The sequence below is a fragment of the Actinosynnema sp. NPDC023587 genome, assembly GCF_040640215.1.
Classification (GTDB): Bacteria; Actinomycetota; Actinomycetes; order Mycobacteriales; family Pseudonocardiaceae; genus Actinosynnema.
Genome location: NZ_JBFABG010000002.1, coordinates 125,113 through 138,697, shown reverse-complemented (window position 1 = coordinate 138,697; position 13,585 = coordinate 125,113). Strand labels below are relative to the sequence as shown.

Here is a 13,585-nt window from a genome sequence, read left to right as displayed (position 1 = left end):
GGCTTGCCCTGTGCACCGGGGAGTGCTACCCCGGTATGACACCCCATGGTGGCATGTGCGGCGCGACGTGGGGATTTAGCATCGGGGGGTGATCCGCCCCCTCCTCCAGGCCGTGCTCCTCCCCGATCGAGCGCGGATCTTCGACGGGTGGCGGTTCCGCCGGTTCGGCCTGGCCGCCGTGCTGCTCTACGGGCTGATCATCGCGATCGGCGCGTCGGCGGAGTACGTCCGGCACCAGGACCCGGCCGGCTGGTGGCCGCTGCTGTTCGCCGTCGTGTTCGGCAGCTTCGCGCTGATGCCGGTCTCGGTGCTCGGCGCGTGGCGGTGGGCCACGGTCGGCCTGGTCGTGATGCGGCTGGCCTTCGACCGCGAGCCGGCCGTGCTCGGCAGTTGGCAGTGGTGGTGGTACCTGCCGGTGGTGCTGGTCGTGGGGGTGCTCTGCGCCGGGCGGGTGGTGCTGTGGGTGGCGCTGCTCACCACCGCGTGCGTGTACCTCCTGTACGAGCTGCGCGGCCTCGGCGACGCCTGGGCCACCGGGGCGCTCCTGCTGCTGGCGCTGCTGCTCGGGTACGCGTTCGGGTCGCGGGGCCGGGCCGAGCGCCGCTACCACGAGGAGCGCGACGAGAAGGCGGCGCTGGTCGAACGGGCCCGGATCGCGCGGGAGATGCACGACGTGGTGGCGCACCACATGTCGCTGGTCGTGGTGCGGTGCGAGACCGCGCCCTACCGGATCGCCGGGCTGCCCGAGGAGGGCGTGCGGGAGTTCGCGGAGCTGGGGGACGCCGCGCGGGCGGCGATCGCGGACATGCAGGGGCTGCTGGGCGTGTTGCGGGCGGCGGACCAGCGGCCGGACCACGCCCCGCAACCCGGGTTGGCCGACATCCGGGAGCTGGTCCCGCGAGCGTCGGTGGTCGACGCGCCCGTGCCGCCCGCCGTCGGGCTGACCGCCTACCGGATCGTGCGGGAGGCGGTGACCAACGCCGCCCGCCACGCACCGGGGTCCGTCGTCTCGGTGGTGGTGTCGGTCGTCGGAGGGGACCTGGAGCTGTTCGTGCGCAACACCGCCGGCGGCCCGTCCACGGGTGGCGGCGGTGGGCACGGGCTGGTGGGGATGGCCGAACGCGTCGCGGTGCACGGTGGCACCCTGGACGCGTCGTCCACTGAGGATGGCGGCTTCGCGGTGCACGCCAGGATTCCGTTGGGGGAGCGTTGATCAGGGTTCTGGTGGCGGACGACCAGGAGATGGTCCGGGAGGGCTTCTCGGCGCTGCTGGACGCCCAGCCGGACATCGCGGTGGTGGGCGCGGCCGGTGACGGGGTCGCGGCGGTGGCCGGGGTGCGGCGGCTGCGGCCGGACGTGGTGCTGATGGACATCCGGATGCCGGAGATGGACGGGCTCGCCGCCACCCGGCTGCTGGCGGACGATCCGGTGAAGGTGCTGGTGCTGACCACGTTCGACCTCGACGACTACGTGTACGAGGCGCTGCGGGCCGGTGCCTCGGGGTTCCTGCTCAAGCACGCGCCCGCCCGCGAGCTGGTGGACGCCGTGCGGGTGGTGGCGCGCGGGGACGCGCTGCTCGCGCCGTCGGTGACCAGGCGGCTGATCGAGGACTTCGTGCGGGCGCGGCCCACGGCGGTGGTGAAGCCCGCGCGGCTCGCCGCGCTGACCGGGCGGGAGACCGAGGTGCTGGAGCTGGTCGCGACCGGGCTGTCGAACTCGGAGATCGCCGCCCGCCTGGTGCTGGCGGAGCAGACGGTGAAGACGCACGTGAGCCGGGTGCTGATGAAGCTCGCGGTGCGGGACCGGGCGCAGGCGGTCATCGCGGCCTACGAGTCGGGGCTCGTGGTACCGGGGTAGCCGGCGGGAGTGGCGACCCCGGGGTGAGGCTTCGCGGGGTGTCGTCCTCCTAGCGTCCCCGGCATGGGGAAGACGATCGCGGTGGTGGCCGCGTTGCTGGTGCTCGTGACGCCGGGCGGTGCGCCCGAACCGGTGCGGCGGGTCGAGGTGTTCGGGGACCTGGCGCACGCGCGGCACGTCGCCGTCGTCGTTCCCGGGTCCGATGTGGACGGTGCCCGGTTCGACCGCACGGTGGGGCGGATGGCCCGGTCGCTGTTCGACGCGGTCGGTCGGTCCGACGTCGCCGTGGTGGCCTGGCTGGGGTACCGGACGCCGTCCGGGGTCGGGGTCGACGCGGCGACCGGGCGGTTGGCCCGTGCCGGGGCCGAGTCGCTGGCGCGGTACGTGCGCGGGCTGCCGGGGCAGGTGCACCTGGTGTGCCACAGCTACGGCTCCGTGGTGTGCGCGCTGTCCGGCGTCGAAGTGGCGGACGTGGTCTTCCTCGGCAGTCCCGGGGTCCGGGTGTCCTCCGCCGCCGAGATCCGGGCGCGGGTGTGGGCCGCGCGCGGTGCCGACGACTGGACGCGGTGGGTGCTTGGGGTCCGCGTGGGGGACCTGGGGCACGGCGTCGACCCGACGTCCGCCGGGTTCGGGGCCGAGGTGTTCGACGCCGGCTCGGCCCGTCGGCACGACCAGTACTTCGACGCCGGCACGGAGTCGTTGCGGGTCGTGGCCCGCATCTCGGCGGGGGAGCGACCGTGACGCGCGACCCGGTGGTGGACGCCGCGCGCGCGTTGGCGATCTGCGGCGTGGTGCTGGGGCACTGGCTGGTCACGGCGGTGGTGGTGACCGGGTCCGGGCTGGTGGTGGACAGCCCCCTGCGGTGGGTGCCGGAGCTGTCGTGGGTGAGCTGGGTGTTGCAGACCCTCGGCCTGTTCTTCTTCGCCGGGGGTTTCGCGGCGGCGCGGTCGGGGACGCCGTGGGCGCACCGCGCCCGCCGGGTGGTGCGACCGGTGTGCGCGGTGCTCGGGGCGTGGGCGCTGGTGCTGTTCGGGATGTCGGCCCGGGGGTTGCCGCAGCAGACCGTGCTGACCGTGGGGTTCCTGGTGGTGACGCCGCTGTGGTTCCTGGTGGTGCACCTGGTGCTGACGGCGGTCACGCCGCTGCTGCGGCGGCTGGGCGGCTGGGGCGTGGTCGTTTCGGTCGCCCTGGTGGCCGTGGACGTGGACTGGGTGAACGTGGTGGCCGTGTGGTGGGCACCGTGGCAGGTGGGCGTCCTGGTCGCGCGCCACGGGCAGCGGCGCTGGTGGGGTGCGGCGCTGTTCGTGTCCGGTGCGGTGGCGTTCGGGTTGTTGCTGCACCACGGGTACCCGGCGAGCGCGGTGGGGGTGCCCGGTGCCGCCGAGTCGAACCTCTTCCCGCCGTCGCCGGTCGCGCTCGCGCTGGCGTTCGCGCAGATCGGGCTGGTGGTGCTGGTGCGGCCGGGGTTCCGGGCACCCGGGCTGAACGCCCGCGCCCTGCCGGTCTTCCTGGTGCACCAGAGCGCGCTGCTGGTGGTGACGCTGGTGGGTGCGGTGCTCGGGCCGCTACCCGGCCTGCACACCGTGCCCGACGACGGGCTCTGGGTGCTGGAGCGCCTCACCTGGCTGCCCGTGTTCGCCGCCGTCACGCTGGTCCTGCTTGGGTATCGCCGCCAGCAGGGCGACGGCGATCGTCGTGCCGTGCAGGGCGACCATCGCGGCGGTCGGTTCCAGCGCCAGCAGCGGCGGGACGCAGGCCGTGGCCGTGAGCAGCCAGGGCCGCCGGCCGTGGCAGGTGCCCGACCGCGCGGTGTGCAGCAGGTACCAGCCGAGCAGCAGGTGGATCAGGTTTTGCAGCGGGTCGACCTGCAACACCACGAGGGTGGCCGCCGTCCCGGCGAACCCGGTGGCGACGAAGCCGAGGACGCCCAGCACGCCGTAGCCGACGCCGAGGGTCGCGGCGAGGCGGGAGCGGTGGGTCTCCCGGGTGTGGCACCCGATCAGCGCGCCGGTGCGCTCGAACCGGTGGAACACCAGCAGGACCGGGAGCAGGAGGAGGACCAGGACACCGGGCCAGCGCGGCCGGGTCGTGAGCCAGCCGAACGCGACGGGCGCGTCCAGCAGGCCCAGCACCCCGATCACGGCGGCCAGCGCGGTCAGGTAGCCGAGGTAGACCGTCATCGGGGCGCGCCGCGCGTAGTCGACGACGTTCCACTGCCGGTTGCCCGCGAGCCACGCCGACACCCGGTCGCGCACCACCAGCACCGCGCAGACCTGGCCCAGCCCGAGCACCAGCAGGCAGATCGTGGGCGGGCTGAGGTTGGAGCCCGGCTCGCCCGGCAGGGTCATCACGGTGCGCGGGTAGCCGCCGAACGCGATCAGCGCCAGCAGGGCGGGCGCGGTGAGCAGCGCGAGCGCCCGGAGCACCCGGCGCGAGACCCGGGGCAGGGTGCCGTCGGCGAAGTAGAAGCCGAGCTGCTGGAGGAGCAGCGCGCCGAGCACCAGGTTCAGGTGGCCGCCGGTGCGCCAGGCGAACCCGATCCGCAGCGCGTCCACGACGATCAGCAGGCCGATCAGCGCGACCGGCGTGGCCAGCCGGGCGCGGCGGTGCAGCCAGGCCATCACGGGGGTCGCGGCGACCGCGACCAGGTACAGGCCGAGGAACCACAACGGGTGCGCGATCAGCCGGCCGAACACCTCGACGCGCGATTTCGGCACGTCCAGGAACTCCAGCGGCAGCGGCAGCACGAGCCACGCGAGGACGAAGGCCAGGACGGGCCGCAGCAGCCGGCTGATCCGACTGGCCAGATACCTCCCGTACCCGCCGCCGGACGCCTGAACGGCTTGCCAGCTAAACAGGTTGGCGGGCCCGCCGGCGAAGTAGAACAGGGGCGCGGTCTGCAACGCCCAGGTGAGCAGCCAGAGCCAGTTCGGGTTCATCCCGGACCAGTGCAGCACGGTCAGCAGTGACTGCCCGACCACGACCAGACCGAGGCTCGCCAGCCGCAGGAACGTCGCGAAGCGGTCCTCGCCGTCGGTGCTCCCGGTGCCGGGCAGCTCCGGCCCCGGCGTCGTCGCCCGGCGTCGCGGCAGCCGCGCGATGATCAGGAAGACCACCACCGCACTGCCGAAACCCCAGGCGAGGACCGGTTCGTGGCCCGGCGGTCCCCAGCGCTGCCGCCACGAGTTGAACTCCAGCCCGGCGGCGTAGAGCCGGGCGACGGCGTGGCACCGCGCGCCGCTGCCGCGCGGGTTGAGCTCGCACTGGAGGTGCATGTCGACGGCCAGCCGGAGGTCCAGCGCCTTGCGGGCCTGCGGCGGGAGCGGGTGGTCCTTCCGCTCGGCGTAGCGCAGCAGGTCGTAGCCGAGGTCGTGGGCCCGGCAGGCGGTGCCGAAGTCCCACTCGGTGTCACCGGCCGGGCCGGAGCACCCGCCGGTCGGGTCCACGGCGCGGGTCGTGCCGTCCGGCGCGACGACCAGGGCCGGTGCCCGGCCGGTCACCGCGCGGAAGTCGGCGGGGAAGGAGGTGAGGGGCGAGACGCCCGTCCTCGGCTGGGTCACCGCCTCGACCGCGCGGGCGGCGACCGCGACGTCCCCGGTGGGCGGCCCGTCGTCGGCGGCCCCGGCCGGGCGGGACGCGATCACCCCGCAGACGAACACGGCGAAGGCCACCACCAGCACCCGGAACCAGGCCGGCAGCCTGGTCAGCAGGCGGACACCCGGCCACCCGCTCATGACGCCGTCCACCTCTGCGTCGCTCATCGGCGGTTGAGGTTACGGATGGGCAACACGGTGCGCCAACCGATCAACCCCACCCCGCGCGGGGGTCCGCCCCTACTGCTCGGCGGGGGTTCTCCGGGGTGTGTTCGGGCAGGGGCCGGCATCGACCCACCGGACCTTCTTGCCGCGCTTCTCGCTGAAGTAGCCGCCCGGTTCGAGGCACTCGTACCCGCCGATCTCGCCGGTGTCGGGGTCGGACCACCGGTAGTAGCGCCTGCCCCGGTCCGACGGGACCCGGTCGCCGCTGTCGGCGTCGTCCTGCGGGACCCGGGGTGGTGCGGCGGACATGCCGGCCTCCTCACGTCGTGGTCGTCGACCGCACGGACTATGGGGTGCGCCGGCGCGGACCGCGCGCGGTGGTCGGCCGATCGGGTGGTCCGATCTCGCCCGAACGGGGGGTCAGCGCGGGCACCGGCTGGGGGTCGAGCGGTGGTTCTCCTCCACCGCGCCGCGCCGCAGGACGGCCGCGCGGTCCGTCCCGGCGAACACGGCCTTGCGGACGTTCGCCCCCGTCAGGTGGGCGTCGGTCAGGTTCGCGCCGGTGAGGTCCGCGCCGACGAGCTGGGCTCCCGCCAGCCGCGCCCCGGTCAGGTTGGCCCCGGTCAGGTCGGCGTCCGCGAGGTCCGCGCCGGTCAGGTCGGCCCCGGTCAGGTCCGCGTGGCTGAGGTCCGCGCCGCCCAGCCGGGCCTGGGCGAGGTTGGCCCGGGAGAGGTTCGCGCCGAACGGGTGCGGGTCGTCGGGTGGGTTGTCCACGTCGAGGCGGGCGTTGGCCAGCCGCGCCTCGCCGAGGTCCGCGCCGCGCAGGTCGGCGATCCGCAGCGAGGTGCCGGTGAGGTTCGCGCAGTGCAGCCCGGCGGCCGGGAGCTCGACGCCGTCCAGGCAGCTCCGGGCCAGGTCGATCGCGTGGCTCGCGCCGACCACCAGCGCGGTGTCCAGCGCGGCGACGACGTCGATCGGGCCGCGCTGGACGTCGGGCACGCACCCGCCGGGCTCGACCTCCCGGTGCCGCCGGACGTAGGCGGACAGCACGCGGCCGACGGTGGGCCGGTGCGCGGCCGAGTCCTGCGCGATCGTGCCGAGCGCGTAGATGCCGCCCAGCCGCACGTGCGGTTTGTCGTGGCCGGTCTGGTCGACCGCCTTGGTGAACCGCTCGGCGAGCTGCGCGGTCATCGTCGCGTCGACCTGGCGGCGGGTCTCGTGCAGCGACAGGCTGGTGAACACCAGCGCCACGACCGTGACCAGCGAGGTGACCAGTGCGCCGAGCTGGGCCCAGTTCCGGGCGCGGCGACGGGTGCGGCGGCAGTTCGGGCACCGGCGGCCGGCCGCCGGGTGGCCCGCGACGGCTCTTCTGATGATCACCACCACCGGATCGGCCGGCGGCGGCGCGGCCTTGAGCGCCCGGTCAGGCGGTGGCGAGCACGCCGGCGGTGGTGAGCGAGGCGAGGGCCATGCGGGTCAGCAGGGCCGCCATCTGGTCGCGGTCGAGGTGCGCGCTGTGCGGCGTGGAGTTGATCAGCCCGAACACGGCGTGCGCGGCGGCCCGCGCGGTGGGCTCGTCCGCCGCCACGGTTTCCCGGAGGGTGCTCACCCACACCTCGACGTACCGCCGCTGGAGCGCCCGCACGCGGCGGCGGTCCGGGTCGGTGAGGTTGGCCAGGTTGCGCATCTGCACGGTGATCAGCGCCGGGTCGTCCAGGGCGAAGTCGACGTGCCAGCGGACCAGGGCGTGCAGCGCGGCGGTCGGGTCCGGCGACTCGGACACCCGGGACAGACCGCCGGCCAGCAGGCGTTCGGAGATCGACGTCAGCATCTCGCCGAGCATGGCGTCCTTGCTGCGGAAGTGCCGGTAGAGCGCGGGGCCGGAGATCCCGACGGCCGCACCGATGTCGTCGATGCCCACCCCGTGGAAGCCGTGCCGGGCGAACAGCTCGGCCGCCGCGCCCAAGATCTGGTCCCGGCGGGATTGCTTCACTCCATCGGCTGACACGGCTTCATCCTAAACGGGCGTACCACCGGAAGTAAACGAGCGTTAACCGATCGGATGGCGGAAGATCACCGACCGGACACGACGTGCGGAGTTAACTGTTGACGCAGTCTTCTTATATAGCTGTACCAACTGGTAACACTAGTTGTGCTCCGCGTCACAACCCTGTGTGCTTCGCCACCCGGAGGCTCCTGATGCGCCCCATCCGAACCCTGCTCAGCGCAGCGCTCGCCGCGGCAGCGGCGCTGCTCACCGTCTCGGTGCCCGCCCAAGCCCAAGCGGGCGCGAATTACGTGGCCCTCGGCGATTCCTACTCGTCGGGTACCGGCACCGGCTCCTATTACGGGGACAGCGGCTCCTGCAAGCGCAGCCAGTACTCGTACCCGGCGCTGTGGGCCGCCTCGCACGCCCCTGCCAGCTTCAAGTTCGTCGCGTGCTCCGGGGCCAGGACCGGCGACGTGCTGGCCAACCAGATCAGCGCCCTGAGCGCGAGCACCACCCTGGCCACGATCTCGATCGGCGGGAACGACGCGGGTTTCACCGACGTCGTCTCGACCTGCACGTTCGGCTCCGACCAGTCCTGCACGACCCGCGTCGACCAGGCCAAGGCGTACGCCACCGGCACCCTGCCCGGCCTGCTGGACAACGTGTACGCGCAGATCCGCAACCGGGCCCCGTCCGCCAAGGTCGTCGTGCTCGGCTACCCGCGCCTGTACAAGGTGCCCGGTTCCTGCTCGGTGGGGCTGAGCGACGCCAAGCGCTCGGCGATCAACTCCGCCGCCGACACGCTGGCCTCGGTCGTCTCCGGTCGCGCCGCCGCGAAGTCCTTCACGTTCCGCGACCTGCGCGGCGCGTTCGGCGGTCACGAGATCTGCTCCGGCGACTGGTGGCTCAACAGCCTCTCCTGGCCGGTCGAGGAGTCCTACCACCCCAACCGCAACGGCCAGCGGCTCGGCTACCTGCCGCAGCTCAACGCCGTGACGGGCTGACGTCCGCCTCCGCACCGAGGGGGGCCGCCTCGTCTCGGCGGCCCCCCTCGCCCTGTCCGGTGCCGGTGGACGCGGGGGTTAACAGGCGATAACATCTCCTCAGGTTAACGACTGCTAACCGCGAGGAGCCCATGGACGCGCCCGTCCTGCGCAGTGCCGCCGACCGGACCGGCGAGGTCTTCCGGCGGTACACCGACGAGCACACCGCCCTCGTCCGCGACCTGCGCGCCAAGCTCGCCGCCGCCGCCGTGGGCGGACCGGAGAAGTCCCGGGCCCGCCACGTCGCACGCGGCAAGCTGCTGCCCCGCGACCGGGTGGACGCGCTGCTCGACCCCGGCTCGCCGTTCCTCGAACTGTCGCCGCTGGCCGCCCACGGGATGTACGGCGACGACGCGCCCGCCGCCGGCGTGATCACCGGCGTCGGCCGGGTGTCCGGCCGCGAGTGCGTGATCGTCGCCAACGACGCCACCGTCAAGGGCGGCACGTACTACCCGATGACGGTCAAGAAGCACCTGCGCGCGCAGGAGGTGGCCCTCCAGAACCGCCTCCCGTGCGTCTACCTGGTGGACTCCGGCGGCGCGTTCCTGCCCGAGCAGGACGAGGTCTTCCCGGATCGCGAGCACTTCGGCCGGATCTTCTACAACCAGGCCACCATGTCCGGGCAGGGCATCCCGCAGATCGCGGCGGTGCTCGGCTCGTGCACGGCCGGCGGCGCGTACGTCCCGGCGATGAGCGACGAGGCCGTGATCGTGCGGGGCCAGGGCACGATCTTCCTCGGCGGTCCGCCGCTGGTGAAGGCCGCGACCGGCGAGGTCGTCACGGCCGAGGAGCTGGGCGGCGGCGACCTGCACTCGCGCACGTCCGGCGTGACCGACCACCTCGCCGACGACGACGCGCACGCGCTGCGGATCGTCCGCTCGATCGTCGGCACGCTGGGCCCGCGCGCGGAGCGCCCGTGGCGGGTGGAGCCGGGCGTCGAGCCCGCGGTGAACCCGGACGAGCTCTACGGCGTGGTGCCCACCGACAGCCGCACCCCCTACGACGTGCGCGAGGTGATCGCGCGGGTCGTGGACGGCAGCCGGTTCCAGGAGTTCAAGAAGGAGTACGGCGGCACGCTGGTCACCGGGTTCGCCCGGATCCACGGCCACCCGGTCGGGATCGTCGCCAACAACGGCATCCTGTTCGGCGAGTCGGCCCAGAAGGGCGCGCACTTCATCCAGCTCTGCGACCAGCGCTCGGTGCCGCTGGTGTTCCTCCAGAACATCAGCGGGTTCATGGTCGGCCGCGAGTACGAGGCGGCCGGCATCGCCAAGCACGGGGCCAAGATGGTGACCGCCGTGGCGTGCGCGCGGGTGCCGAAGTTCACCGTGGTGATCGGCGGCTCGTTCGGCGCGGGCAACTACTCGATGTGCGGCCGGGCGTACTCGCCCCGGTTCCTGTGGATGTGGCCGAACGCCCGGATCTCGGTGATGGGCGGCGAGCAGGCCGCGTCGGTGCTGGCGACCGTGCGGCGCGACCAGCTCGGCGACTCGTGGTCGGCGGAGGACGAAGAGGCGTTCAAGGCCCCGATCCGACGGCAGTACGAGGACCAGGGCAACCCCTACTACTCCACGGCCCGGCTGTGGGACGACGGCGTGATCGACCCGAAGGACACCCGCACGGTGCTCGGGCTCGCGCTGTCCACGGCGGCCAACGCGCCGCTGTCCCCTGTCGGCTACGGCGTCTTCCGGATGTGAGGGGCATGTTCGACAGCGTTCTAGTGGCCAACCGGGGCGAGATCGCGGTGCGCGTGATCCGCGCCCTGCGGCGGTTCGGGATCAGGTCCGTCGCCGTGTACAGCGACGCCGACGCCGACGCGCTGCACGTGCGGCTGGCGGACGTCGCGGTGCGCATCGGTCCGGCGGCGGCCCGCGAGAGCTACCTCTCGATCGAGCGGATCGTCGACGCGGCGCGGGAGACCGGCGCGCAGGCGGTCCACCCCGGCTACGGCTTCCTGGCCGAGAACACCGACTTCGCCCGCGCCTGCGAGAAGGCCGGGCTGGTGTTCATCGGCCCGCCCGCCGAGGCGATCGACGCCATGGGCGACAAGATCCGGGCCAAGCTCACCGTCCGCGCGGCCGGCGTGCCGGTGGTGCCGGGCCGCACCGAGGCCGGCATGACCGACGACGACCTCGTCGGCGCGGCCGGCGAGATCGGGTTCCCGGTGCTGCTCAAGCCTTCCGCGGGCGGCGGCGGCAAGGGGATGCGCCTGGTGCGCGAGGAGTCGGCGTTGCGCGACGCGATCGAGTCGGCCCGCCGGGAGGCGCGCGGCTCGTTCGGCGACGACACGCTGCTCATCGAGCGGTTCGTCACCAACCCGCGGCACATCGAGATCCAGGTGCTGGCCGACGCGCACGGCACCGTCGTGCACCTCGGCGAGCGGGAGTGCAGCCTCCAGCGGCGGCACCAGAAGATCATCGAGGAGGCCCCGTCCCCGCTGCTGACCCCCGAGGTCCGCGCGGCCATGGGCCGGGCCGCGGTGGACGCCGCGAAGTCCGTCGGGTACGTCGGCGCGGGCACCGTCGAGTTCATCGTGGACGGCACGACCGGCGACTACTTCTTCATGGAGATGAACACCCGGCTCCAGGTCGAGCACCCGGTGACCGAGCTGGCGACCGGCGTCGACCTGGTGGAGTGGCAGCTCCGGGTCGCGGCCGGGGAACCGCTGGGCCTCGGGGACGTCGCGCCGGTGAAGTTCGCCGTGGAGGCCAGGGTCTACGCGGAGGACCCGGCGCGCGGGTTCCTGCCGACCGGTGGCACGGTCCTGGCGCTGCACGAACCGGACGACGTCCGGGTCGACTCGGCGCTGCGGGTCGGCCTCACCGTCGGCAGCGACTACGACCCGATGCTGGCCAAGGTGATCGCGCACGGCGACACCCGCGCGGAAGCGCTGCGGCGCTTGAACTCCGCGCTCGGCCGGATGGTGCTGCTCGGGGTCACCACGAACATCCCGTTCCTGCGCGCGCTGCTCGACGACGAGGACGTCCGGGCCGGGAACCTCGACACCGGCCTGGTCGAGCGCAAGCTGGAGTCGTTGACGCGCCACGAGGTCCCGGACGAGGTGTACGCCGCCGCCGCGCTGGAGCGGCAGCTCGCGCCGGGCGGTGACGACCCGTGGGAGCGGACCGGGGGGTGGCGGGTCGGCGAGCACGCCTGGACCACGTGGCGGTTCGACGACGTCGACGTGCGCGTGCGCGGTGACGAAGTCGTGGTGGGAGAAGGAGAACCGCTCCGGCTCACGGCGTCGGTCGAGGGCGGTGAGCTGGTCGTCGGCGCGCGCCGGTACGCCGTGGCGAGGTCCGGCAACGTGCTGTGGCTGGGCACGGGCGGTCGCACGTGGGCGTTGACCGAGACCGAGCGCTCCGGGCTGTCCGCGCACGAGGCCGCCGGCAGCGCCGGCCCGGTCACCAGCCCGATGCCCGGCACCGTGCTCGTCGTGCGCGCCGCAGCGGGCGACCACGTCACCGCGGGCCAGCCGCTGTTCGTCGTCGAGGCGATGAAGATGGAGCACACCGTCACCGCACCCGCGGCCGGCGTGCTCGCCGAAGTGAACGTCCGGGCGGGCCAACAGGTCGCGCTGGACGAACCCCTAGCCGTCGTCGTGCCCCACCAGGAGTGAGCGATGTTGGACTTCCGCCTCGACGAGGACTACGAGGCCCTGCGCAAGACCGTCGAGGAGTTCGCGCGCGAGGAGGTCGCGCCGGTCATCGGCGACTTCTACGAGCGCGAGGAGTTCCCGTACGAGATCGTCGCCAAGATGGGGCGGATGGGGCTGTTCGGCCTGCCGTTCCCCGAGGAGCACGGCGGCATGGGCGGTGACTACTTCGCGCTGTGCCTGGCGCTGGAGGAGCTGGCCCGGGTCGACTCCTCGGTGGCCATCACGCTCGAAGCGGGCGTGTCGCTGGGCGCGATGCCGGTGTACCGCTTCGGCAACGCCGAGCAGCGGGCGCGGTGGCTGCCGGCCCTGTGCGCCGGCGAGCGGCTCGGCGCGTTCGGCCTCACCGAGCCGGGCGGCGGGTCGGACGCGGGCGCGCTGCGCACCACGGCCCGGCTGGACGGCGACGAGTGGGTCATCAACGGCACCAAGGCGTTCATCACCAACTCGGGCACCGACATCACCGGGATGGTCACGGTCGCCGCGGTGACCGGCCGCAAGGACGACGGGCGGCCGGAGATCTCGGCGATCATCGTGCCGTCCGGCACGCCGGGGTTCTCGGTGTCCCGCAAGTACTCCAAGGTCGGCTGGAACGCCTCGGACACCCGGGAGCTGTCCTTCCAGGACTGCCGGGTGCCGGTCGGCAACCTGGTGGGCGAGCGGGGCCGGGGCTACGCGCAGTTCCTCCAGACGCTGGACGAGGGCCGGATCGCCATCGCGGCGCTCGGCGTCGGCCTGGCCCAGGGCTGCGTGGACGAGTGCCTGCGCTACGTCGGCGAGCGCGAGGCGTTCGGCCGCAAGATCGGCGAGTACCAGGCGATCCAGTTCAAGATCGCCGAGATGGAGGCCCGCACGCACACCGCGCGCCTGGCGTACTACCAGGCGGCGGCGAAGATGCTGCGCGGCGAGCAGTTCAAGCGGGAGGCGGCCATCGCCAAGCTGGTGTCGTCCGAGGCGGCGATGGACAACGCCCGCGAGGCCACCCAGATCTTCGGCGGCTACGGCTTCATGAACGAGTACCCGGTGGGCCGGTTCTACCGCGACGCCAAGATCCTGGAGATCGGCGAGGGCACCAGCGAGGTGCAGAAGATGCTGATCGCCCGGGAGCTGGGGCTCAAGTAGGTCCGCGTGCTCGCGGTGCCCGCCGCCCTGGCCTACTCGTCCCCGGTGCCGCCCAGGTCGCGTTCCGAGTCGCGTCCGGAGGTAATCCGAGAGCTTGTTCCCGGGTGGTCCTCGCGCGCATTGCGGCGCGCGGGGACCACCGCTCCGGTGGTGCCCGGGA

11 protein-coding genes and 1 pseudogene are annotated in these 13,585 nt (G+C 73.4%); 8 read left to right on the top strand and 4 right to left on the bottom strand.

All coding sequences use genetic code 11. The features are described from left to right. The first annotated feature begins 88 nt into the window (after positions 1-88). The 4 genes and pseudogenes from AB0G01_RS05715 to AB0G01_RS05700 all read left to right on the top strand — a co-directional run. On the top strand, positions 89-1,213 hold the full coding sequence (locus tag AB0G01_RS05715) for a histidine kinase (protein WP_360940122.1): 1,125 nt from the start codon (positions 89-91) through the stop codon (positions 1,211-1,213). Further along, positions 1,210-1,857 carry a response regulator transcription factor gene (locus AB0G01_RS05710; protein WP_360940120.1) on the top strand — a complete coding sequence of 216 codons (648 nt, stop codon included), beginning with the start codon at positions 1,210-1,212 and terminating at the stop codon, positions 1,855-1,857. The genes AB0G01_RS05715 and AB0G01_RS05710 overlap by 4 nt, the downstream gene beginning before the upstream one ends. 63 nt (positions 1,858-1,920) lie before the next feature. Next, complete coding sequence (locus tag AB0G01_RS05705) at positions 1,921-2,598, top strand: alpha/beta hydrolase (protein ID WP_360940118.1); 678 nt, start codon at positions 1,921-1,923, stop codon at positions 2,596-2,598. After that, positions 2,595-3,452 (top strand): annotated as a pseudogene (locus AB0G01_RS05700) (acyltransferase family protein); the annotation flags it as partial. The gene AB0G01_RS05705 and the pseudogene AB0G01_RS05700, both read left to right, overlap by 4 nt. Here the strand turns inward: AB0G01_RS05700 and AB0G01_RS05695 are convergent. The 4 genes from AB0G01_RS05695 to AB0G01_RS05680 all read right to left on the bottom strand — a co-directional run bounded on the left by AB0G01_RS05695 (position 3,423) and on the right by AB0G01_RS05680 (position 7,623). After that, positions 3,423-5,618: a phospholipase A2 gene (locus tag AB0G01_RS05695; RefSeq protein ID WP_360940116.1), complete on the bottom strand. Its 2,196-nt coding sequence runs from the start codon at positions 5,616-5,618 to the stop codon at positions 3,423-3,425. The pseudogene AB0G01_RS05700 and the gene AB0G01_RS05695 sit on opposite strands and share 30 nt — an antisense overlap. Before the next feature lie 72 nt (positions 5,619-5,690). Further along, complete coding sequence (locus tag AB0G01_RS05690; RefSeq protein ID WP_360940114.1) at positions 5,691-5,924, bottom strand: hypothetical protein; 234 nt, start codon at positions 5,922-5,924, stop codon at positions 5,691-5,693. Between the two features lie 111 nt (positions 5,925-6,035). Further along, complete coding sequence (locus tag AB0G01_RS05685) at positions 6,036-6,995, bottom strand: pentapeptide repeat-containing protein (RefSeq protein ID WP_360940112.1); 960 nt, start codon at positions 6,993-6,995, stop codon at positions 6,036-6,038. A gap of 43 nt (positions 6,996-7,038) precedes the next feature. Beyond that, entirely contained in the window at positions 7,039-7,623 is a 585-nt protein-coding gene (locus AB0G01_RS05680) for a TetR/AcrR family transcriptional regulator (RefSeq protein ID WP_360940110.1), read from the bottom strand. A gap of 191 nt (positions 7,624-7,814) precedes the next feature. On the opposite strand from AB0G01_RS05680, the gene AB0G01_RS05675 reads away from it, so the two are divergent. The 4 genes from AB0G01_RS05675 (at position 7,815) to AB0G01_RS05660 (ending at position 13,425) form a co-directional block, all read left to right on the top strand. Next, positions 7,815-8,609, top strand: coding sequence for an SGNH/GDSL hydrolase family protein (locus AB0G01_RS05675; RefSeq protein ID WP_360940108.1), 795 nt, complete (start codon positions 7,815-7,817; stop codon positions 8,607-8,609). 131 nt (positions 8,610-8,740) lie between these two features. Further along, positions 8,741-10,345, top strand: a complete 1,605-nt coding sequence (locus tag AB0G01_RS05670) for a carboxyl transferase domain-containing protein (protein WP_360940106.1) — start codon at positions 8,741-8,743, stop codon at positions 10,343-10,345. 5 nt (positions 10,346-10,350) lie between these two features. Then, entirely contained in the window at positions 10,351-12,267 is a 1,917-nt protein-coding gene (locus AB0G01_RS05665) for an acetyl/propionyl/methylcrotonyl-CoA carboxylase subunit alpha (RefSeq protein WP_360940104.1), read from the top strand. Between the two features lie 3 nt (positions 12,268-12,270). Further along, positions 12,271-13,425: an acyl-CoA dehydrogenase family protein gene (locus AB0G01_RS05660; RefSeq protein ID WP_360940102.1), complete on the top strand. Its 1,155-nt coding sequence runs from the start codon at positions 12,271-12,273 to the stop codon at positions 13,423-13,425. The last annotated feature ends 160 nt before the right edge of the window (positions 13,426-13,585 follow it).